18 protein-coding genes are annotated in these 23,305 nt (G+C 47.4%); 11 read left to right on the top strand and 7 right to left on the bottom strand.

The window, feature by feature from the left end; all coding sequences use genetic code 11:
- Positions 1-15: 15 nt before the first annotated feature.
- On the top strand, positions 16-1,461 hold the full coding sequence (gene tldD / locus ACSTTG_RS04525; protein WP_438473888.1) for a metalloprotease TldD: 1,446 nt from the start codon (positions 16-18) through the stop codon (positions 1,459-1,461).
- Positions 1,462-1,593: 132 nt separating this feature from the next.
- On the opposite strand, the gene arcA is transcribed toward tldD, so the two are convergent.
- A complete protein-coding gene (gene arcA, locus ACSTTG_RS04520) occupies positions 1,594-2,811 on the bottom strand; it encodes an arginine deiminase (RefSeq protein WP_438459251.1) in 1,218 nt (405 codons plus the stop codon).
- Between the two features lie 441 nt (positions 2,812-3,252).
- Here arcA and rraB point away from each other — a divergent pair, with 441 nt between their 5' ends.
- The 5 genes from rraB (at position 3,253) to ACSTTG_RS04495 (ending at position 8,631) form a co-directional block, all read left to right on the top strand.
- The gene (rraB, locus tag ACSTTG_RS04515) at positions 3,253-3,666 is read left to right on the top strand and encodes a ribonuclease E inhibitor RraB (protein WP_438459250.1); all 414 of its coding nucleotides are present in this window, start codon (positions 3,253-3,255) and stop codon (positions 3,664-3,666) included.
- Positions 3,667-3,880: 214 nt separating this feature from the next.
- On the top strand, positions 3,881-4,915 hold the full coding sequence (gene epd, locus ACSTTG_RS04510; protein WP_438459249.1) for an erythrose-4-phosphate dehydrogenase: 1,035 nt from the start codon (positions 3,881-3,883) through the stop codon (positions 4,913-4,915).
- Between the two features lie 135 nt (positions 4,916-5,050).
- The gene (locus ACSTTG_RS04505; protein WP_438459248.1) at positions 5,051-6,211 is read left to right on the top strand and encodes a phosphoglycerate kinase; all 1,161 of its coding nucleotides are present in this window, start codon (positions 5,051-5,053) and stop codon (positions 6,209-6,211) included.
- 153 nt (positions 6,212-6,364) lie between these two features.
- Positions 6,365-7,441 (top strand): class II fructose-bisphosphate aldolase, encoded by a 1,077-nt coding sequence (gene fbaA / locus ACSTTG_RS04500; RefSeq protein ID WP_438459247.1) that lies wholly within the window; start codon positions 6,365-6,367, stop codon positions 7,439-7,441.
- A 323-nt stretch (positions 7,442-7,764) separates the two neighbouring features.
- Positions 7,765-8,631: a mechanosensitive ion channel domain-containing protein gene (locus ACSTTG_RS04495; protein WP_438473887.1), complete on the top strand. Its 867-nt coding sequence runs from the start codon at positions 7,765-7,767 to the stop codon at positions 8,629-8,631.
- Between the two features lie 42 nt (positions 8,632-8,673).
- Here the strand turns inward: ACSTTG_RS04495 and ACSTTG_RS04490 are convergent, their stop codons facing one another.
- Positions 8,674-9,114, bottom strand: coding sequence for a YbaK/EbsC family protein (locus tag ACSTTG_RS04490; RefSeq protein ID WP_438473886.1), 441 nt, complete (start codon positions 9,112-9,114; stop codon positions 8,674-8,676).
- Between the two features lie 220 nt (positions 9,115-9,334).
- On the opposite strand from ACSTTG_RS04490, the gene ACSTTG_RS04485 reads away from it, so the two are divergent.
- The gene (locus tag ACSTTG_RS04485) at positions 9,335-10,060 is read left to right on the top strand and encodes an SIMPL domain-containing protein (protein ID WP_438473885.1); all 726 of its coding nucleotides are present in this window, start codon (positions 9,335-9,337) and stop codon (positions 10,058-10,060) included.
- A 130-nt stretch (positions 10,061-10,190) separates the two neighbouring features.
- Positions 10,191-12,044, top strand: coding sequence for a sensor domain-containing diguanylate cyclase (locus ACSTTG_RS04480; RefSeq protein ID WP_438459243.1), 1,854 nt, complete (start codon positions 10,191-10,193; stop codon positions 12,042-12,044).
- Between the two features lie 87 nt (positions 12,045-12,131).
- Here the strand turns inward: ACSTTG_RS04480 and pykF are convergent, their stop codons facing one another.
- Positions 12,132-13,544: a pyruvate kinase PykF gene (gene pykF / locus ACSTTG_RS04475; RefSeq protein ID WP_438459242.1), complete on the bottom strand. Its 1,413-nt coding sequence runs from the start codon at positions 13,542-13,544 to the stop codon at positions 12,132-12,134.
- Between the two features lie 429 nt (positions 13,545-13,973).
- On the opposite strand from pykF, the gene ACSTTG_RS04470 reads away from it, so the two are divergent.
- From ACSTTG_RS04470 to ACSTTG_RS04460, 3 genes are all read left to right on the top strand, one after another.
- Complete coding sequence (locus tag ACSTTG_RS04470) at positions 13,974-14,738, top strand: DeoR/GlpR family DNA-binding transcription regulator (RefSeq protein ID WP_438459241.1); 765 nt, start codon at positions 13,974-13,976, stop codon at positions 14,736-14,738.
- 69 nt (positions 14,739-14,807) lie between these two features.
- On the top strand, positions 14,808-16,640 hold the full coding sequence (glmS, locus tag ACSTTG_RS04465; RefSeq protein ID WP_438459240.1) for a glutamine--fructose-6-phosphate transaminase (isomerizing): 1,833 nt from the start codon (positions 14,808-14,810) through the stop codon (positions 16,638-16,640).
- Between the two features lie 439 nt (positions 16,641-17,079).
- The gene (locus tag ACSTTG_RS04460; RefSeq protein ID WP_438473884.1) at positions 17,080-18,021 is read left to right on the top strand and encodes an alpha/beta hydrolase; all 942 of its coding nucleotides are present in this window, start codon (positions 17,080-17,082) and stop codon (positions 18,019-18,021) included.
- 447 nt (positions 18,022-18,468) lie between these two features.
- Here ACSTTG_RS04460 and mglC read toward each other — a convergent pair whose 3' ends face one another.
- The 4 genes from mglC to ACSTTG_RS04440 form a co-directional block, all read right to left on the bottom strand.
- Positions 18,469-19,494 carry a galactose/methyl galactoside ABC transporter permease MglC gene (gene mglC, locus ACSTTG_RS04455; protein ID WP_438459238.1) on the bottom strand — a complete coding sequence of 342 codons (1,026 nt, stop codon included), beginning with the start codon at positions 19,492-19,494 and terminating at the stop codon, positions 18,469-18,471.
- A 10-nt stretch (positions 19,495-19,504) separates the two neighbouring features.
- Positions 19,505-21,028, bottom strand: a complete 1,524-nt coding sequence (gene mglA, locus ACSTTG_RS04450) for a galactose/methyl galactoside ABC transporter ATP-binding protein MglA (protein ID WP_438473883.1) — start codon at positions 21,026-21,028, stop codon at positions 19,505-19,507.
- A 53-nt stretch (positions 21,029-21,081) separates the two neighbouring features.
- Positions 21,082-22,062: a galactose/glucose ABC transporter substrate-binding protein MglB gene (gene mglB / locus ACSTTG_RS04445; RefSeq protein ID WP_438459236.1), complete on the bottom strand. Its 981-nt coding sequence runs from the start codon at positions 22,060-22,062 to the stop codon at positions 21,082-21,084.
- A gap of 423 nt (positions 22,063-22,485) precedes the next feature.
- The gene (locus tag ACSTTG_RS04440) at positions 22,486-23,133 is read right to left on the bottom strand and encodes an HAD family hydrolase (protein ID WP_438473882.1); all 648 of its coding nucleotides are present in this window, start codon (positions 23,131-23,133) and stop codon (positions 22,486-22,488) included.
- Positions 23,134-23,305: the final 172 nt, after the last annotated feature.

Raw genomic sequence — 23,305 nt, 5'->3', positions numbered from 1 at the left:
TAATAAGAGCAATTTATGAGCATAGACCGCATTGAAGAGGCCCTATTGGCCCCAGCAGGATTAACTGAACAAGATATTGCCGATACGCTCTCCAGTATCGCGACACGTCAGATTGACTATGCTGATATTTATTTCCAATCCAGCTGGCATGAGTCACTGGTGCTGGAAGACAGCATTATTAAAGATGGCTCGTTCAACATTGACCGTGGTGTTGGTGTTCGTGCGATAACGGGGGAGAAGACCGGTTTCGCCTACTCTGATCAAATCCAACTCGATAGCCTTAAGCAGAGCGCTATTGCCGCTCGTGGTATTGCTCAGCAAGGGCAAAACGGCTCGGTGCAGGCGTTTAAACGCAGTGATAATCAGGCCTACTACCAAGCGGTCAATCCGCTCAAGTCTTGGCAAAAAGAGCAGAAAACCAAATTACTGAAAGAGCTTGATGCCTACATTCGTACCAAGGAGCCACTGATCCAAGAGGTGTCGATTAGCCTTAACGGCGTGCATGAAAATATGCTGGTGGCGGCGACAGATGGCACCTTTGCTGGAGACATTCGCCCACTGGTGCGCCTATCGATCAGCGTGCTTGCCCAGCGCGGCGAGCGCCGTGAGCGTGGTAGTGCGGGTGGCGGTGGCCGCGTGGGTTATGATTTCTTCCTTGATGATCTTGAGGGTCAACAGCGTGCTTACCACTTTGCCGATGAGGCAATTCGCCAAGCGATGGTTAACCTCGATGCTGATGCCGCGCCTGCTGGTACGATGCCGGTCGTGTTGGGTAATGGCTGGCCAGGCGTTTTGCTGCACGAAGCGGTTGGCCACGGACTCGAGGGGGACTTTAACCGTAAAGAGTCTTCTGTCTTTAGTGGCAAGATCGGCGATCAAGTGACTTCGAGCCTGTGTACAATTGTTGATGATGGCACCATGGCCCATCGACGTGGCTCGCTCAATGTCGATGATGAAGGCGTTAATGGTCAGTACAACACCCTGATCGAGGGTGGCGTGCTCAAAGGCTACATGCAAGATAAGCTCAATGCGCGCCTAATGGGTGTTAACCCAACCGGTAACGCTCGTCGTGAGTCATATGCCCACCTACCAATGCCACGCATGACCAACACCTACATGCTACCTGGTGAGCATACCCCTGAAGAGATCATCTCTACGGTGAAGAAAGGCCTGTACGCGCCAAATTTTGGTGGCGGTCAAGTCGACATCACCTCAGGTAAGTTCGTATTCTCAACCTCAGAAGCCTACTTGATTGAAGATGGCAAGATCACCCGCCCAGTCAAAGGCGCCACCCTGATCGGGTCAGGTATCGAAGCGATGCAGCAGGTATCCATGGTCGGTAATGATCTCGACATCGATCGCGGTGTCGGCGTGTGCGGCAAAGCCGGCCAAAGCGTCCCAGTCGGCGTCGGCCAACCGACACTCAAACTCGATGCTATCACTGTTGGCGGAACCGAATAACTAAAAAGCAGCCTCAGGGCTGCTTTTTTATTCCCTTCGGGAAGAGGCGAGAAGCGAGATCGCGTTGCTGCGAGAGTCGAGATTTAACCACGAACACTACTCGCCTCTCGACTCTCGATTCCCGCCTCTGCCTTAAAGGCCATCACGCTCAATCGGGCAGCTCATACAGCGGGCGCCGCCGCGTCCTCGGCCGAGTTCGTTACCGGGAATAGGCAGAACCTTGATCCCTGCTTTATCGTACTTTTCATTGGTGTAGACGTTGCGCTCATAGCCAATCACGACGCCAGGTTTGACGGTTAGCACGTTGTTGGCATCGTTCCACTGCTCACGTTCGGCCTCGTAGCTATCACCGCCGGTGGTGATAATTTTTAGGTAATCGAGTCCTAGTGCGAGCTCAATCGCGTGGATAAAGCTTGGTACTTGCTCAACCTTTACCGCGCCATTTTTCGGTGACAGTCGCCAAGTCGGCAGATCGTCGCGCATGATCTCAGGGTAGATAGAAAAGGTGTCGACATCGATATGGGTCATGACGGTATCAAGGTGCATGCATGAGCGATGTTTGGGCAGCTCAACCGCAATCACTTGTGTTGCTTGGCCATGCTTGAACAGCTGCGCTGCTAGGTTCTCAACCCCTTGAGGCGTGGTGCGCTCTGACATACCAATCAATACTGCACCCTTGCCAATCACCAGAACATCACCGCCCTCAATGTTGGCGTTGTCATAATGCAGGTCCTCATCACCGAAGTACTTGACGAAATCTTGACCTGCGAATACCGGGTGCCAGCGATAGATCGCACGTAAGTGATTGGTTTCACGTTGACGTGCAGGTTTCATCATTGGATTGAGGGAAACCCCGCCGTATACCCAGCATGAAGTATCGCGAGTGAAAAGGTGATTGGGTAGCGGTTCAATGACGAAATCGAGTGGGCGGTGCATCTTAGGCAGCATTGATGAGGATTTGAGCTGCAACTCTGAGTAAGCAAGACCACCTAGCAATACCGTCGCGAGGTGTTGGTTGTCCATCTCTGCCAAGTAACCTCGCAGATCATGGGCGAAAGTGGGGCCATAGCGAAAGTCTGAAATTTGATTGGTCAGTAGCCACTGCTTTGCCTCTGGCACCGCTAGGGTCTCTTCAAGCAAGTCGTGCAGCAACAGAACCTCAACATCTTGCTCGCGCAGGGTATTGGCAAAGATATCGTGCTCTTCGCCTGCAGCCTCAACCGCAAGCACGTCATCAAACAGCAGCTCGTGACAGTTAGATGGCGTTAGGTGGGTGAGGGCGCGCTCTGGGCGGTTGAGCAGTACTCTTCTTAGCTGTCCAACCTCTGAACCCACGTACAACTTACTCATTGTGTATCCTTACTTGTTTGTCCTAGGGGTATTTATGACAAGCTTGATATCAAGATGCAAGTTAAAAAATACCGCTCTCATCCTGTTAAAGGAACAAAATTAAGCAATTAATTTTGTATTTATGCAAAATGGCCAAACAAAGATTCAATGCACTACAGCTGAGAGTTAGATCACAAAAATGACTGGCTATGCGATGTGAATGACTCAAACTGGCAGTCTATGCGTTCAAGAACCATATCGAAGCGATACCTTGCCATAGGGGGACACTCAAGCGATTGCACAATATCCTAAATTGCGCGGGTGAGCTCGCTAAGGGGATTGGACGGAGAGTGAGCGTAAAACATCGATTTATGAGTGAATATCTGGTATTTGGCAAGGATCCGTGCCATATTTCCACGCAAACTCATATCTTTAAATTATTCCACCTTGGAGTCCCTTACTATGTCTCATGAAGATGAATACATGTCTGTTGAAGAGCTGATTGAATTTCAGAAAGAAGAGACACGCGATATTATCCAAGCGCTGCTAGAAGATGGCAGTGAGCCAGATTCCCTGTATGAGATTGAGCACCACCTGTTTTCCGAAGATTTTGACAAGCTAGAAAAGGCGGTTGTTGAAGCGTTTAAGATGGGCTTTGAGGTGCTTGAGGCAGAAGAGACCGAAGACGAAGATGGCAACAAACTGCTTTGTTGTGATGCGACCATGGAGTCGGCATTGAACGCTGAAGCGATTGATGCTCAAGTCGAAAAGCTGGTCCACCTCGCTGAGAAATACGACATCATCTACGACGGCTGGGGCACCTACTACGAGGGCGAAGATGCCATTTACCCAGAGGAAGATGACGAGCAAGAGTAGTCTTTGTTAAGCGCTACCACAAACTCAGCATCTTGAGTGTAAAGAGAAAAGGTCGAGCTGATGCTCGACCTTTTGCTTTTCAACAATGGATACTTTGAATTATTAACAACACCAACATCAGCATAAGCATCGGCAAAAATCTGTGCCTTGAGGTTAGGTGGGGTTAGCGTTAGTATTTGCAGCTCGAATTGATCACAAAAAGATGGACTGGGCGGTGTTAAGAGTTGCCATTAACGGATTTGGACGAATTGGGCGTAATGTTCTTCGTGCAGTGTATGAAAGCGAAAAGGATCAGCAGATCAAAGTTGTGGCGGTCAATGAGTTAGCTCAGCCCGACGCCATGGCACACCTGCTGCAATACGATACCAGCCATGGGCGGTTTAAAAAGCGCATCAGCAACGATCAAGAGCATATCTATGTTCACCATGACACCGGTGAACGGGATTCAATTCGTATCCTGCATTTAGCTGAGATTGAGCTGCTGCCTTGGCGCGACCTTGAGGTTGATATCGTCCTAGACTGCACGGGTGTGTTTGGCTCTCAAGCCGATGGACAAGAGCACATCAAAGCCGGCGCAGGCAAAGTCTTGTTTTCACACCCAGGGGCGACGGATCTGGATAACACCATCATTTATGGCGTTAATCACACCAGCTTGCGCGCAGAAGATAGAGTCGTCTCTAATGGCTCTTGCACCACCAACTGTATCGTACCCATCATCCAGGCACTGGATGACGCCTTTGGTATCGATTCTGGCACCATCACTACCATCCACTCGTCGATGAACGATCAACAAGTGATTGATGCCTATCACTCTGACTTGCGCCGAACCCGCTCGGCTAGCCAGTCGATCATCCCAGTTGACACAAAATTACATAAAGGTATCGAAAGAATCTTTCCGAAATTTTCCAACAAATTTGAAGCGATTTCGGTGCGCGTACCGACGGTAAACGTCACTGCGATGGACTTAAGTGTCACAATTAACGCAAATGTGAAAGTTAATGACGTAAATCAAGTCATTATTGATGCCTCTCAGTGTACATTAAGGGGCATAGTTGACTATACTGAAGCGCCGCTCGTTTCCATCGATTTTAATCATGATCCCCACAGTGCGATCGTGGATGGAACCCAAACACGAGTGAGCAACGGGCATCTGGTTAAGATGCTGGTCTGGTGTGACAACGAATGGGGCTTTGCCAATCGAATGCTGGATACAGCGCTGGCAATGCGGACATCAAGCGCCAGTTCATAAAACCGGGAGATTTATTTATTTTTTACTTGAAAATAAATCAAATATCTCCATATTCGATAGTAGTTTGAAGGATTAACGAGTTCGGCCGGATGCCGGGCTTAACAAACACTTTAATTATTTAGTTGAGAGGACAACATGTCTGTAATCAAGATGACTGACCTGGATCTAGCAGGTAAACGCGTATTTATCCGTGCTGACCTAAACGTTCCAGTGAAAGAAGGCAAAGTAACTTCTGATGCACGTATTCTAGCATCACTTCCAACCATCAAGCGCTGTCTAGAAGCTGGCGCTAAAGTTATGGTGACGTCACACCTAGGTCGCCCAACTGAAGGTGAATACGCAGAAGAATTCTCTCTACAGCCAGTAGTAAACTACCTAAACGACGCACTAGACTGCGACGTGAAACTAGCAAAAGACTACCTAAACGGTCTTGAGCTAAACGCAGGTGAGCTTGTTGTTCTAGAAAACGTTCGCTTTAACAAAGGCGAGAAGAAGAACGACGAGGAGCTATCTAAAGCTTACGCAGCACTATGTGACGTATTCGTAATGGATGCATTCGGTACTGCTCACCGTGCACAAGCTTCAACGCACGGCGTTGGCATGCACGCTCCAGTAGCATGTGCAGGTCCTCTACTTGCTAACGAGCTTGAAGCTCTAGCAAAAGCAATGGACAAGCCAGCTCGCCCAATGGTAGCTATCGTTGGTGGTTCAAAAGTATCAACTAAGCTAACTGTGCTTGAGTCACTATCAAAAGTGGCTGACCAACTGGTTGTTGGTGGCGGTATCGCAAACACCTTTATCGCAGCAGCTGGCCACAACGTAGGTAAGTCTCTATACGAAGCAGACCTAGTTGACACAGCGAAGAAGCTAATGGATGAGTGTGCAATTCCAGTTGCAACTGACGTTGCTTGTGCAAAAGCATTCGACGAGAACGCTGAAGCTGAGATCAAGAACGTGGCTGACGTTTCTGACGACGACATGATCTTCGACCTAGGTCCAGACTCAACAGCTGAGCTTGCTGAGATCCTGAAAAACGCTAAGACTATCCTATGGAACGGTCCTGTTGGCGTATTCGAATTCAAGAACTTCGAAGCAGGTACGAAAGGCATCTCTGAAGCGATCGCCGCTTCTGAAGGCTTCTCAGTTGCAGGCGGTGGTGACACACTAGCGGCTATCGATCAGTTCGGCATCAAAGCGGACGTATCTTACATCTCAACAGGCGGCGGTGCTTTCCTTGAGTTTGTAGAAGGTAAAGTACTTCCAGCGGTTGAAATGCTAGAAGCACGCGCTAAGTAATTTTGTAAAGCGGGGGACGAAAGTTTCCCGCTTTTCTATTTTCTGCAGGCGGCGACAAAATTTGCTAAATTTTGATCACTGCAGGTAAGCAGAAGCAAAAGTTTAAACGTAACAGTTATTATTTAAACGACAGATATAAATAGGATTGGATCCATGTCTAAGATCTTTGATTTCGTAAAGCCTGGTGTTATCGCTGGTGATGACGTACAAAAAGTATTTGAAGTAGCAAAAGAGAACAACTTTGCTCTTCCAGCGGTAAACGTTGTAGGTACTGACTCTGTAAACGCAGTTCTTGAAGCAGCAGCTAAAGTTAAAGCACCTGTTGTAGTTCAGTTCTCTAACGGCGGCGCAGCGTTCTTCGCAGGTAAAGGCCTTAAGCTTGAAGGTCAAGAAGCGCAGGTTCTTGGCGCAGTTGCTGGTGCGAAATACGTACACGCAGTTGCTGAGTCTTACGGCGTACCAGTGATCCTACACACTGACCACGCAGCTAAGAAACTTCTACCTTGGATTGACGGTCTACTAGACGCGGGTGAAGAGTTCTTCGCTCAAACTGGTAAGCCACTATTCTCTTCTCACATGCTAGACCTTTCTGAAGAGTCGCTAGAAGAGAACATCGAAACTTGTGCTAAATACCTAGAGCGCATGGCGAAGATGGGTATGACTATCGAGATCGAACTAGGTTGTACTGGTGGTGAAGAAGACGGCGTAGACAACACTGATATGGATCAGTCTGAGCTATACACTTCTCCAGAAGACGTTGCTTACGCATACGAGAAACTAAGCGCTGTTTCACACCGCTTCACTATCGCTGCGTCTTTCGGTAACGTACACGGCGTTTACAAGCCAGGTAACGTTGTTCTTACTCCAACTATCCTACGTGACTCTCAAGCACACTGTGCTGAGAAATTCGGTATCGCGTCTAACGCACTGAACTTCGTATTCCACGGTGGTTCTGGTTCAACTGAAGCTGAGATCCAAGAGTCTATCGGCTACGGTGTAATCAAAATGAACATCGATACTGATACACAGTGGGCAACATGGGACGGCGTTCGTGCATACGAAGCTGACAACCGTGACTTCCTACAAGGCCAAATCGGTAACCCAACTGGTGACGACGCGCCAAACAAGAAGTACTACGACCCACGCGTATGGCTACGTGCTGGTCAAGCGTCAATGGTTGCACGCCTAGAGAAAGCGTTCGCTGACCTAAACGCAGTAGATGTACTATAAGTTAGCCCTTGGCTTTCTTTTGGGGCCGCCTAGCGCGGCTCACTGATTGATAAAAACCTGCTCATTGAGCAGGTTTTTTTATGCCCACCTTAAAACAATTAACTATCTGCTAACAAAAATCTGGAATTAATTTAAGAAGTTGCATACGCTTGTTAGCAAACAGTTTAGCTCGAGGAAAACGAGACTGTTGATTGTGTGGCGTTCGCTCGCCACAACAAAAACCAAAGGTGTTCGCCAGTATCAAGTTAGGTTGTCGGTTACCGGTTTGTAATGCCAGATAAGCTCTACATTAAGCTATATAGATTGGATTTTAAGGGGTAACTATGTCAACCGAATCTATTGATATTGAAGAGTCCTTGGTCAACGGGGTGGCCGAGGCAGAGAAGTGGTTTAGTAATAACAGTGACCTGATCATTCAGTATGGGGTGAATATCATCTCGGCACTACTGATCCTGTTTATCGGTAACATCATTGTTAAGGCAGTGGCCAACAGCGTTGCCAAGCTGCTCAAGAGCAAGGATATGGACAACGCGGTGGTCGAGTTTGTCCATGGTCTAGTGCGTTATCTTCTATTCGTGATCGTTCTGATTGCGGCATTAGGACGGATTGGGGTCCAGACCGCATCGGTCGTTGCTGTGATAGGTGCCGCCGGTTTGGCGATTGGTCTTGCTTTACAAGGCTCGCTATCTAACTTCGCCGCTGGTGTGTTGATCGTTGCCTTCAGACCGTTCAAGTCGGGTGATTATGTAGAGGTAGCTGGTGTGGCCGGTAACGTCGCCTCGATTCAGATCTTCCAAACGGTTTTGACTACGCCGGATAACAAGATGGTTGTGGTGCCGAATGCTGGTGTGATTAATGGGCCCATCACCAACTATTCGCGCCATGATAAGCGTCGCGTCGATATGGTGATTGGAGTGGCTTATAACGCCGACCTGCAGTTGACCAAAAGCGTGATCCGAGAAGCGCTTGAGAAAGATGAGCGTATCCTCAAAGACCCTGACATTACCATTGGCGTTCTTGAGTTGGCTGACTCTTCGGTCAATTTTGTTGTTCGTCCATGGTGTAAAACAGCGGACTATTGGCCAGTGTACTTTGAGTCGCATCAGGCGATCAAAGAAGCACTCGATGTAGCAGGTATCGAGATCCCATTCCCACAACTGGATCTTCATATGGATAAGGCGCCCGCTTAACTGCCCGCGCTCGCGAGGTCGTAAAGACCTCGCTTTCACTATTTAGATAACATGGACAGGGTTGGGCAGTGTGGCTAGCAACTGCTCCAAGCCCTTACCACTTAGTGCAAAGGTGATATCCGGCTTACCTGGGGTGTAGAAAACTTCATCATGGCTTAGCAGGCGTTTATCGATCACTAGGCTAACACTCGCATCTAGGCCAAACGGGCACACGGCGCCAGGAAAGCAACCGATCTGGCTCTGCATCTCTTCATCACTGCAGATTGTGACGCGCTGACCGAGCACATTTTTTATCGCCTTGCTATCCATACGCGAGTCTTTGTCGGTGACAAAAACGGCGTACGTATTGGAGTTCTTGGTCTTGAGAAACAAGCTTTTGCTGTGAGTCCCTTGCCAGCCAAGCTGCTTGGCGACTTTAATATCGGTGGCAAAGTCAAAAATGGGTTCATGGTGCCACTGTTGATAAGCGATATTGTGCTTCATCAGCTGATCTTGATTCCAATTAAAAAGGCGTTGGCAACTTTGCTCTATCCCGAGCGTTATCATTTTAAGTTCATCCTTGTTGGTTAGTATCCACGGCCCTAGAGTAAATCGATGGGTGCACGATAGCCAAGAGATATTGACGGTTAGGTTGAATTAATTGTCGAGTTTCCGGTCAATAGGGTAGGGCATTGATAGCACTAAGTGAAAAAGGATTGATGTAATGATGATGAACTCTTTTCGATGGACAGGTTTTTCTTTTATCGGCTGGTTGAGCTTGGCTGTAATTTCAGTGATGCCAGTAAGATTGGCAATGGCGAATCAGCTTGATTTTGCCCATATACAAACCAGTGGATTTGGCGAGGTAAAGGTGGTGCCAGACCAAGCTTTGCTGAGATTGCGGGTAGAAGAGCATGGCAAGACAGCAAAAGAGGTGAAATCTGCTGCAGACTCGAGCGTTAACTCGCTGCTTGAGTTATGGCTAAGCGCGGGCATCAAGCGTGAGCAAATCGAGAGCTCAAACCTGCATATCGCCCCTCAATACCATTACGCGAAAAATGATCGTCCCCGCGAGCTTGCAGGTTACAAGGCCTCTCGCAGTATTACGCTGCACGTCGATGATATTAGCCAGCTTGAACAATATATGGACATAGCAATGACCGCTGGTGTTAATCGGGTTGATAGTATCACGCTACAATCCTCGCAGTTTGAGCAGCATCAACAGCGAGCCTTACAGCTGGCGATTGAGGATGCCAAAGCCAAAGCAGCCCGATTGGCGGCAGGCTTCGATCGAAAGGTCGAGCAAGTTTGGCGGATTGACTACTCACCCGCTCGAGTTCAACCGATGAGGGCGCAAGCGATGGACAGTCAGGTTAAGACTGACTCGTATCAAGATCAATCGATAGCGATCAACGAACGCGTCGACGTGATATTTAAACTGGCGCAGTAAGACTAATGCTTAAGCACTTGTCCCCAAGTCATGCCTCATCGGACTGCATCTCGGTGTCACTTGGGTATAATGTGCCGCATGAATCTGGACCTGCAGAGGCACAGCAATCGATGCAAGAGAGAGATTATAGGTGAGACCACTGCGACTGCTTGGTTTATCCACTCTAGTTTTTATTACTTTGTTGGTGGTGATCTTTGCTAATTACTACCAGCGATATTTAGACAGTAAGGCCGCTACACTGGAGTTTGCTGTCACTGAGTCGCAAACTCAGTTGAACCATATCAAAAGCGAATTCGCTCTACTGCGTGGGAGGTTGATCGCGGCCTCGCGCTTGTTAGCCAATAGTCAGCCCCTGAACGATTATCTAAGCTACCCCGAAGAGGATAGTCGTACTGTCTTGTATAATTTTTGGCTAAATGTGGCTGATAAGCAGGAGTGGTTTTCTTCAATTCAAGTACTTGGCCTCGAGGGGCAAGTACTGCTGGCAATTGATGACTTAAATGGCAGTAAGCAAGCTGACGCCGGAAGTCATCAAGCGCACAATGACGTAGCGGAGTATTTTGATTACCTGATCAATATCCCCGATGGGCAGTTAGCGACTTGGGGAATAGAGACCAGTTATCAGTATGGTGGTGAGACACAACTGTCCCCATCCCTAAAGATCATGATGCCTCTTGTGTATCGTGATCAACGGCTGGCTTATTTGGTCATTGATATCGACCTTGAACAAGTTTCGTCTCGATTGGCCTTTTCAACTGATCCCACCCTAGTTGCGGATTTGATCTCTGGGGATGGTCAGTTTGTCAATCCCCTATCAAGGTATAAGCGAGCGGATTTGTTTGCCACACAATACCCAAACTTTTGGCAGGCGATGCAAAGCAATCCGGAGTTTGGTTACCGAATACAAAATGGAGCTCTGTCTATCTATGCATTTGTCGGTGTTGTTAGTGAGCCCGCATTGTATGCAGTGATCCATATGAGCCCAGAGCAATTAGCGCAGCGAGCAGAGCAAGATATTAGTGCCATCGTTCAAGAGGCGATGTTTGTGGTCGTGCTGCTACTGATTATTTTATTGCCAACCACCTACTTGGTGTTTATCTCTTCGAAAAAAAGTCTCGAGAGCAAGCTGGCTATGGCGGCTCTCGAGGGAGTCTCAGCTGTGATGATCACCGATGAGTATGAGCGCACTGTGTTGGTTAACCGTGAGTTTACGCGCTTGACGGGGTATGGCGAGGCGCATGCCAAGGGAAGAGCGATGCTCGACGCTCTGCTTGGCGCTGAAGGGTCTGATGTGTACAGCAAGATTGAAGCTGAGCTCGCGGGTGACCGCCTATGGGAAGGAGAGCTCGTGCTAACAAAACGCGATGGGGGAAGTGTCGCGGTGATATGTCGCATCCAGGCTGATTTATCGCGCCGGGGAGATCTCAACTACTACATTTTTTCGTTTGTCGATATCGATCAGCGCAAAAGGTTAGAAGATCAATTGCGTATATTGAGTGAGAGAGATGATCTTACTGGACTTTGGAATCGGAGAAAATTTGAGAGTGAGCTAGACAGAGTCGCCTCATTGATTGAGCGCTATCCTGAGTCTCCGACCTATTGTCTGGCTCTGATCGATATCGATCATTTTAAACGCATTAATGACCAACAAGGCCACGACGAGGGTGATCGCACCATTCGAGATGTCGCGCAAGTGATCACGCGTAGTGTCCGAGATACGGATTTTGTTGCTCGAGTGGGTGGGGAAGAGTTTGCGCTTATACTCCCTCATACCACACTCAGTGAGGCGCAAAGTCTATTGGAGCGGGTGTTGATGAGTGTTGCGAACGAGCCTAAGCTCAAAGTCACGGTGAGTATTGGCTATACCGACATGACATCGGATAGGCAGCGCAGCTATAAGTGGGCAGATATCGCCTTGTATGAATCTAAAGCGCTGGGGCGTAATCGAGTGTCTCAATGTCTCAGTAACGAAGAGTATATGTAGACTTGAAACAAAAAATAGGCGAACTGAAGATAGAAAAACAAAAAAGAGAGCCGAGGCTCTCTTTTTTCTTAGCAAGTGTTCAGCGAATTATAGTACGTGAACAGATGCAGTGTTAGTTGTACCAGAAGCAACTAGAGCACCAGAAACCATCACTACGATGTCGCCTTTCTTACCTAGGCCAGTTTCTAGAGCGATCTCTTTACCAGCTACGTAGAATGCGTCAGTGCTGTCGATAGACTCAACAACAACTGGAGTAACACCTTTAGTAAGAACTAGCTGAGCAGCAGTCTTAGTGTTAGTCGTTACCGCGATGATGTTTGCAGTTGGGAAGTATTTACGTACAGAACGTGCAGACTTACCAGCTTCAGTAGCAACAACGATTAGTGGAGAAGCTAGCTTCTCAGCTGTGTCTACTGCGCCTTTACATACTGCTTCAGTGATGCGTAGACGTGGGCTGTCTAGACGAGAACCTAGCTCAGCTTTTAGAGCGCCGTCAGTACGAGCACAGATTTGCGCCATGATAGCTACAGATTCAACTGGGTACTTACCTTTAGCAGTTTCGCCAGAAAGCATTACTGCATCAGTACCGTCCATTACTGCGTTAGCAACGTCGCCCGCTTCCGCGCGAGTTGGACGTGGGTTGTTGATCATAGAATCAAGCATTTGAGTTGCAGTGATAACCATCTTACGAGCACGGTTACACTTCTCGATCATCATCTTCTGAGCGAAGATTACTTCTTCAGCTGGGATTTCAACACCTAGGTCACCACGTGCAACCATGATGCCGTCAGATAGCTCAAGGATCTCGTCGAAGTTATCTACACCTTCTTGGTTCTCAATCTTAGAGATGATGTGGATGTCTTGACCGCCGTTCGCGTCTAGAAGCTCACGGATTTCTTTAACGTCAGCTGCTTTACGGATGAAAGATGCTGCAACGAAGTCAACGCCTTGCTCACAACCGAATTTAAGGTCAGCTTTGTCTTTGTCAGAAAGAGCTGGAAGCTGTACAGAAACGCCAGGTAGGTTAACACCTTTGTTTTCGCCTAGTGCACCGTTGTTAAGAACTTTACACTTAACTTCAGTTTCAGTAGTTGCGATAACTTCCATTTCGATTAGGCCGTCATCTACTAGGATAGTGTTACCTGCAGATAGGTCAGCTGCGAAACCTGCGTAAGTTACTGCTACGATGTCTTTGTTACCAACTACAGAAGCGTCTGTAGTGAAAGTAAATTCTTGACCTGCTACTAGATCAACGTCGTTGCCGTCTTCTAGTTTGATAGTACGGATTTCTGGACCTTTAGTGTCTAGAAGGATTGCTAGCTGTTTACCAGTGTTAGCCATAACTTCACGGTAGTTAGCGATACGTACAGCATGCTCTTCGAAGTTACCGTGAGAGAAGTTCAGGCGCATTACGTTCATGCCTGCGTTTACTAGTTCAGTTAGCTTCTCTACAGATTCAGTTTTAGGGCCAATCGTACATACGATTTTGGTCTTTTTCATGGAAAATACTCTCCGGTAAGTATTGTTACAATTTGAAATTAAAATTCTTAGCCAGAAGTGTAGGTGAAAAAATGAGAAATGCGTGCACTTCTCGGTCAGTATCAAAAGTCTCACCTACCGTTCTAGTCGTGAAAGTCTTTCACGTGCTTTAGTCATTTTATGACTGTTTCATTTCCAAAAAATGAAAGATTATTTCGCCTTTATCCCAGTTCACGTCATTGGGAGCAAAAAATCGCGGCTAATTTTGTAATTAACTTTCTTTTGATGGCCGAGATTCTACCACTGTAAGTCGACAAATTCACGATCAGAGTTTGTCTTAGGACAAGGTTTTGCCCTGTAATTTTAATTTTTCACTTCAAAATAAATAGACGAGCCCCTTTCGTTTCGACTACACTATCTTTCGTTGTGAAACTTACTATTGATAATTTGATGTCGAAACGAAACACACAGATGCGCCGACACGCGATTTCCAATCTCGTAGAAGAGAAAGGAGAGATCAGTGTCGAGGAGCTATCAGTACGCTTTGAAACCTCTGAGGTCACGATTCGCAAGGATCTTGCCTCGCTAGAGAAAAACGGTCAACTTTTGCGCCGTTACGGTGGTGCGATTGCACTGCCAAAAGAAGTGGTGACAGAAGCGCTCAGTAGTAAAGTTTCGACTCGAAAGGTTATGCTTGCCAAGTGTGCAGCAGACCTGATCCGCGACCACAACCGTATCGTGGTCGACAGCGGCAGTACCACAGGCGCGTTAATCGAACAACTAAGCACAAAGCGTGGCTTAGTCGTGATGACCAACTCATTAATGGTCGCTAATGCCCTGAATGAATTAGAAAACGAGCCTACACTCTTAATGACAGGGGGCACTTGGGACCCGCATTCAGAGTCGTTTCAAGGCCAAGTGGCCGAGTCGGTGTTGCGCTCGTATGATTTTGACCAGTTATTTATCGGCGCCGATGGTATCGACCTTGAGCGCGGAACCACTACGTTTAACGAGCTGGTGGGGCTAAGCAAGGTGATGGCTGAGGTCTCACGCGAAGTGGTCGTGATGATCGAGTCGGAAAAAATTGGTCGTAAAATCCCAAATTTAGAGCTCAGCTGGGAGCAAATTGATGTCTTGGTTACCGATGCAGATATCAGCTTGCAACAGCGTGAGACAATCGAAAACAAAGGCGTAAAGGTCATTTGCGCTCAATAATTAACCCTCTCACATATGGCGAGCCTATGGCAGTCATTGGATGAGAACCTCTCTACTTGGAGTAACGTTATGTGTGGAATTGTAGGAGCTGTCGCTCAACGCGATGTCGCTGAAATTTTGGTTGAAGGTCTACGCCGTTTGGAATACCGCGGCTATGACTCTGCGGGTGTGGCTGTGGTGGATAGCGAGAGCAATCTAACCCGTGTGCGCCGCCTGGGTAAGGTTCAAGAGCTAGCCGATGCTGTCGATGAAGCCAAAGTGATTGGCGGCACGGGTATCGCGCACACACGCTGGGCAACCCACGGCGAGCCTTCTGAAATCAATGCGCATCCACACATGTCTGGTGATATTGCGGTCGTGCACAACGGCATCATCGAAAACCATGAAGAGTTGCGTGAGCTTCTCCAATCACGTGGTTACGTGTTCGAGTCACAAACCGATACTGAGGTGATTGCACACATGGTGGAGTGGGAGCGTCGCTCTTGCGATAGCCTACTTGAAGCTCTACAAAACACAGCTAAGCAGTTAGAAGGAGCTTACGGCACGGTTGTGGTTGATCGTAAAGATCCATCTCGCATTGTCGTCGCTCGCTCGGGCAGCCCAATTGTGATTGGCTTTGGTGTGGGTGAAAACTTCCTCGCCTCAGATCAGCTTGCATTGCTAAGCGTTACTCGCCGCTTTATGTACCTTGAAGAAGGTGATGTGGCTGAGATCACGCGTCGTGAAGTTAACGTGTTTGATATCAACGGCAAGCCGGCTGAGCGTGAGATCGTTGAGTCAAATGCAGAGCACGATGCCGGTGACAAGGGCAAGTTCCGTCACTTTATGCAAAAAGAGATCTTTGAGCAGCCAAAAGCGCTGATCAATACCATGGAAGGACGCCTGTCTGACTCTGCGGTGATCACCAACGCGATTGGTGTCAATGCTGAGGAAATCCTGAGCAAAGTCGAGCACGTGCAGATCGTGGCTTGTGGTACCTCATACAACTCAGGCATGGCAGCACGCTACTGGTTTGAGGATATCGCTGGCGTCAGCTGTGACGTCGAGATTGCCTCTGAATTCCGCTACCGCAAGTTTGTTACTCGTCCAAACAGCCTACTTGTGACCCTTTCACAGTCGGGTGAAACGGCAGATACACTCGCGGCACTGCGCCTAGCGAAAGAGAAGGGCTACATGGCAGCAATGACGATCTGTAACGTGGCAGGCTCTTCGCTGGTACGTGAATCAGACTTTGCCTTTATGACCCGCGCTGGTACTGAGATTGGCGTAGCATCGACTAAGGCGTTTACTACCCAGCTAGCAGCAATGCTAATGATGGTGGTATCAATTGGTCGCTTGCAAGGTCGCGTTGATGAAGCTCGTGAGACAGAAATCGTTAAAGCACTGCATGAGCTGCCAAGCCAAATTGAGGCGGCGCTAGAATTTGACGCACAAATTGAGGCGCTAGCCCCTGATTTTGCCGATAAGCACCACACCTTGTTCCTAGGTCGCGGTGAGTATTACCCAATTGCAATGGAGGCGTCACTTAAGCTAAAAGAGATCTCCTACATCCACGCAGAAGCGTACGCGGCGGGTGAGCTTAAGCACGGCCCACTGGCATTGATTGATGCGGATATGCCGGTTGTTGTGATTGCGCCAAGCAACGAATTACTTGAGAAGCTTAAGTCTAACGTTGAAGAAGTCCGCGCTCGTGGCGGTATCTTGTACGTATTTGCTGACCAAGACGCAGGCTTTGAAGAGGACGAGAGCATGAAGATCATCCGCATGCCACACGTCAACGAGATCACTGCGCCTATCTACTACACGGTGCCAATGCAGCTGCTGTCTTACCACGTAGCATTGATTAAGGGTACGGACGTTGACCAACCGCGTAACCTAGCAAAAGCGGTGACGGTTGAATAAGTCAAGACGACTGGGCTAAGCCTCTAAGTTAAGAGTTAGAGACAAACAGTCTCTAATTAATACTACAAAAAAAGCAGCGTACCCTAGTACACTGCTTTTTTATTATATTCAATATAAGCTTACATAATCACTTTGGTTGATTTTGTGTTTTCTTGAGCATCGACCGTCATAAGCTATGTGTGTGATTATATAAATAATATCCAGTTCTGTATATTTTCAGTATGAATGACGATAAAAATAACCGTGCATCATTTATTTTTGCCCTTTTATCTTAATGATGTTCTGTATAAATTGATCAAGTTAAAGTTATAACTTTAATTGATGATTGTTAAAGTTAATTGTTTTTAATTAAATTAAAAAAAATTGTGTAAACGCTTCCAATGCAAAGTGATGTCAGCTATTTTATCGCGTCTGTTTGACTGCTTTATATGGAGGTAATATGCACGTCACAAATAAAATCGAAGAAAGTTTAGAATGGTCAAACGAGAGGAGTGCGATTTACAGCGCTTTTGGTCTCACCCCTTACCTGATGCAAAGAGAGGTGGTGAAAATAGGAACTTTACCCATCCATTCTGAGCTTTATCATCACAGTGCAGCTGCACCGTGCTTGCTATTTATACCTGGCATCGGTACATACAGCGAAATCTATTCCGAGTCACTAGCTAAGCTTGCCTCTCGTGGCTTTAACGTGCTGAGCGTGGACCTGCGGGGACACGGCTATTCGGGAGGAGTAAGAGGTGACTATGTTTTGTCACAAGTGATAAGCGATTTAAAACTTGTTCTTGATTATCTCCAGGTGCGCTACGCGGGGGATATTGCTGCGGTAGGATGCTCTATTGGTTCGCGTATAGCACTGGCGCTGAGTGAGGCCGATAGTCGGGTTAGAGCCTTAGTTTGTCACACATTGTTTATATCAGAAATAGCGCCTGATCTTTATCACTCTATCGGCTGGAGCAATCTTTCGATCGTTGCTAGATGGGTGCCAAATCTGACCATCAACCTTCGCACTTTCGTTGATATCAATAAGATGTATATTGATCTACCCGAGCCGTTTGAATCTCACCCAATGGGTAAATTTGCGCTTGAAGATGAGAGAATGGTTTGGGACTACACAGTAAGGACCCTTGATAGTGTTTACAATCAACCTTGTCGAGCATACTCCACACCTTTATCTATCCCTGCAGTCATTGTCGTAGGGGAACTGGATACGATTGTTAAACCAAGTTATATTCGCAAGCTTATAGACAAAGTAGCTCATCCTTTTGAATATATTGAGCTCAAGCAGGCAGGGCATGTTTTACCAATAGAAACTATTGAAAAATGGGTTGACGCTTGTGACCAATGGCTAAAGTTGGCCCTATTAGATACGAAAGTGGCCTAATGATTTTCAAGGACTTTAAATCGAAGTAAAGTGGAGCGCCAAGTTACTCTTGGTATCAGTTGTAGTGCTATCTGAAAGGACTACTTTAAGACAACGTATAATATTCAAAGAGATTAGCGGCTTTTAAATGAGCTACAATTAGTGAAATACTTTGTTTTTTTAGTCATTGAAGGAATTTAATTTTGCCATTGAATGTGGATATTGGGTGATTTATCTTGTTACTATTAGATTGTAATGGCAATAGCTCAATAAGAATAACTTCTATTAGCTATGTTTTCATATAAAACTTAAGATACTTTTCGCTATAGATACTCTCGTGCTTGTCAGCTAACTTTGGTGTTGCTCTGATTTGTTTTTATTGCAGAATAGGCGGCTAAACCGTACGGCAGGCCGCCTTTTAAACTTGATTAGATATTTATCAATATCTAATCAAGTCAGGCTATAGCCCTACTTTTTCTTTTGGTATTTCATCGAGTCGAGTGCCACGGCGAAGATAATGATGCTGCCTTTGATGATGTATTGCCAATAAGGACTCACGCCAATATAGGTCATGCCATAGTTGATCACGGTGAAGATCAGCACGCCAGTGACCACCCCAGCGACACTGCCCACACCGCCAGCAAAAGACACCCCGCCGACGACACAAGCCGCAATCGCATCCAGCTCGTACATAAAGCCGAGGTTGTTGGTGGCACTACCGATTCGTCCGGCTTCAAGCATCCCACCAAAAGCGTAGAACACACCAGATAGCGCGTAGATTTTCAGCAGCGTCAGTGGCACATTGACCCCAGACACTTTTGCCGCTTCTGGGTTACCCCCGATTGCAAAGATGTTTTTGCCAAACACGGTTTTGTTCCACAGCACCCAGACAAAGGCCGTAGCAATAATGGCGTAGAAGGTAATGTAGGACAGCCTAAAGTCACCTAGCTGCACAAAACCCTGGGCAAAGGTCGAGAATCGCTCATCAAATCCAGCGACAGGAGAGGCACCAACCGAGTCGAAGTAGAGCGAGTTGATCCCATAAACTATGATCATACTGCCCAAGGTAGCGATAAACGGCGTGACCTTGAGATAAGCCACGACAATACCGTTCATTAGGCCAATTAGAGCACCGACGCAGCATACCGCGATGATCACGGCGACAATTGGGATCTCACCGAGGTTAGGGAACACCTTATTGACGTTGTCGACCGACTGCAACAAGGTTGCCGACAACACCGCGGCAAGGCCAACTTGGCGACCAGCGGACAAGTCGGTGCCTTGGGTGACAATCAGGCCTGCAACCCCAAGGGCAATAATGATCCGCACTGAGGATTGAGTCAGAATGTTACTTAGATTTCTCAGGCTCAGAAACGAAGGCTCTTGAATGATGATAATAGCCAACAGAATGATCAGAACCGCATAAATGCCGCCTTCTTTGAGATAATCAGCGATTTTTATGTCTTTGGGTGGGCGTAGCTTTGCGATATCCATTTGCGCGTCCTTATAAATACTTTGAGGCGAGATTGAGGATCTCATTTTGATCGGTGTCTTTGGTGACGAGCGTACCTGCAGCTCGACCGTTACTCATGACTAAGATGCGATCGGTGATCCCGAGCAATTCTGGCATCTCAGAAGAGATGATGATGATGCCTTTACCTTTTTTGGCCAGATCCAAGATCAATTGATAGATTTCAAACTTTGCCCCAACGTCGATGCCTCGGGTGGGCTCATCCATCATTAGCACCTCTGGCTCAGTTAGCAGCCAGCGGCCTATGACGACCTTTTGCTGGTTTCCGCCGGATAGGGAACCGATTTGAGTCTTATGGCTAGGGGTTTTGACGCTCATTGAATCAATCACCCACTGGGTATCGCCCTTCATCTCTTTGTTGCTCAGTAACCCCGACTTCTGACGATAGCTCTCGATATTGGCAACCAGGGAGTTAAAGGTCACATCCAGATTGGCGTAAATGCCGGTCGAGCGGCGCTCTTCTGTGACTAAGGCAAAACCATTTTGGATCGCTTCATGGGCATCTTTATTGCGCATCAGCTTGTCGTGCAAATAGATATCCCCGCCCTGCTTCTCTCGCACACCAAAGATGGTCTCAACGATATCGGTGCGCTTGGCGCCGACCAGGCCTGCAATGCCTAAAATCTCGCCTTTGTGCAGCTCAAAGTTGATGTCATTGATTGACGGTTGGTTTTTGGCCGTTAGGTTGTTGACTTTGAGAATGACCTCTTGAGGGGTATTGTTTTTCTGCGGGAAGCGTTGGGTCAATTCACGGCCGACCATCATGGCAATGATCCGCTCCATGGTCAGGCCTTGTAAGCGGCAGGTTTGTACCCATTGGCCATCGCGCAGCACCGTGAGCTCATCGCACAGGGCAAAGATCTCTTCCATCTTGTGTGAGATATAGACAATGCCACAGCCTTTGTCCTTGAGTTTACGAATGATGGTGAAGAGGTGATTAACCTCTTTCTCTGTCAGCGAGGAGGTGGGCTCATCCATGATCACAATCTTAGCGTCATAAGAGAACGCCTTGGCGATCTCGACCATCTGCATTTGTGATACCGAAAGGGTGGCGACTTTTGCGCGCGGATCGATATCGATATCGAGCTCTTGGAAGATCGCCTTGGTGTCGTGATACATCTTGTTATGATCAACAAACAGGCCATTTTTGGGGTAGCGTCCCAACCACATATTGTCCATCACCGTGCATTGTAGGACTTGGTTGAGCTCTTGGTGCACCATAGACACACCATTATCAAGCGCCTCTTTAGAAGAGGTGAAGTTGACGTCTTGGCCCAAAAATCGTATCGAGCCTTCGTCCTTCTCGTAGATGCCAAATAAGCACTTGAGCAGGGTAGATTTGCCCGCTCCATTTTCCCCCATCAGGGCATGGATAGAGTGGGGGCGCACTTTTAAGGTGACGTTGTCCAGAGCTTTGACCCCGGGAAAAGACTTACTGACACCGGTCATTTCGAGTAGCCACTCTGGTTGCGTTTGGGTTTTTAATACAGCAGTCATAGCAGTGTCTCTATAAGCAAATAGGGCAACCCGAATGGGTTGCCCTTGAGGAACTAGTCGAGATTAGAGGCATCGACACCGACGTAAGGAACACGGACAACCTTGTTGACAATATTCCACTGTGTGCCTTCATCTGGCAGTTTACCTTGGGCAAGGTTACGAGTGATCTCAAAGGTTGCCTTGGCCTGATTGCCGGCATCATTGAGTACGGTACCTTGCATCTCACCGGAGCGTACCAAAGCTAATGCTTCGCTGAGCGCATCCACACCAAAGACAGGGATCTCACTGCGACCAGCGGCTTTGAGTGACTCAATCGCCCCCATTGCCATCGCATCATTATTGGCGATCACCACCTCAATCTTTTTGCCGTTCGGGCCCGATATCCACGCATCGACCTTATCTTTGGCCATCGCGGTGTCCCACATGCCGGTATCTAGGTGCAGCTCTTCGGTCTCTATATTGTGTTGCTCATTGAGGGTTTTGATCACATAGCTTGAGCGCGCTTCAGCATCAGGGTGACCAGGCTCACCCTTGAGCAAGACATATTGCAGCTTGCCATCACCATTGACGTCCCAATCCGGGTTTTGCCCCCAATGCTGCGCAATCAAGTCGCCTTGGATAATCCCTGACTCTTTAGAGTCGGTGCCAACGTAATAGGCTTTGTCGTAGCTGGCTAAAGCCTCAGGGCTGGGCTCTTTGTTGTAAAACACAATCGGCACGTTATCGAGTTTGGCTTTGTTGATCACCACTGGAGCGGCAGCAGGGTCAACGAGGTTGATGGCGAGCGCTTTGACTCCTCGAGCCAACAGGACATCGATTTGGTCGTTTTGCATCGACTGGTTGTTTTGCGAGTCATTCATCAGCAGGCGGACATCTTTGTCGGTTGAGGCTTCCGATTCAATCGCTTGCCTAACGACAGACATAAAGTTGTCATCGTACTTATAAACGGTAAAGCCGAGGGTGGTTTTTGCTTGGGCAATGCCCGATACAGCGAAGCCAGCAAGCATTGACAGTAGAAGTGTTTTTTTATTCATTATGCATTCCTAGTTAACGTTATTGGTTTGATGAACTAGCTATGTGACGTTAACGCAAAAGACTTGAACTAAATGTGATTAATGTTAAAAACTGGTATCGTTTACATATTCGAATTGATTAAAACGTGAACAGTGCGAGTGTTTGGTGAAACTGAATTCGAAGAATTTTTGGCTAATAAAATGTTGTTATTTAAATGGTTTGAAGGGGGTTGTGAGTGGTGTAGAAATGCTTTTAGCCGTTAGTGCAACAGCATTTATCGATATCCAATCGTTCAGGAGTAAACATTTTGTTAACGATTACATTTTTATCTGAGTTTTCTCAAGTCTAGCGTTGAGTCTAAGCCAGGATAGTTTTCTCAACATGTATCTGAAATGATTGCTGCCAAAAGGATGTAAAGAGACAACATCAGACCTGCCAGCGGATTAGGCTAGCTTGTCGAGATACGGGATAACCTGATCTAGCGATGAGAGTAAGGTGACTTTATCTTGATACTCAGGCAGAGTAGGGAGCAGGTCAGGGATTATGATCACCTGGCAGTTCGCGGCCAACCCAGCATGAGCGCCATTATTGGAATCTTCCAATACCAAGCACTGTTGGGCGCTAAGGCCCAAACTTTGATACGCCATTTGATAACAGTCAGGGTTGGGTTTTCCGCGCTTGACATCTTCTGCGGTGATCACGAGGTCAAATTGAGACAGATAGTCACTTCGTGAGAAGTTGTGCTCAACATCAGCACGAGGAGCAGAGGTGACAATGGCGGTTTTTAATTGCTTGGATTGAATGGCTGAAAATAGCTCGGCAAAACCGGGCTTAAAGGGGATCCCTTCAGCTCGCGCGTTGTGAAAGTGCTGATCACGAACTTGAATAAAACGCTGGAGATCAAATTGGTCAGCAAACGCTTCGACTAGCATTTGTTCACACTCTGGGTCTTGCACACCGATAAAGTTTTGGTAAAGGTCTTCACTGATCACCAAGCCTTGCTCGCTGGCGGCGAACTGCCAACTGCGCTTGTAGAGTGATTCACTATCAAAGATCAATCCATCCATATCAAACAGCACTGCTTTGATCATCTTATCTCTCCATCTTCTCATCGATTTCTTTGATTAAGTAAAACACAAATTAATCAAATTTGAGGCAGACCAATAGTGTAATAAAATTACCAAATATGGCCTTTGGTGCGATTTACTGACAATTTTATGGCTGAAAACCAGTCTAATTTCGCTATAGATCCAGTTTGTCGCT

Source organism: Vibrio glycogenivorans (assembly GCF_051660965.1).
Taxonomy (GTDB): domain Bacteria; phylum Pseudomonadota; class Gammaproteobacteria; order Enterobacterales; family Vibrionaceae; genus Vibrio.
The sequence above is the reverse complement of the archived record's forward strand: the minus strand, read 5'-3'. Positions and strand labels throughout refer to the sequence as shown.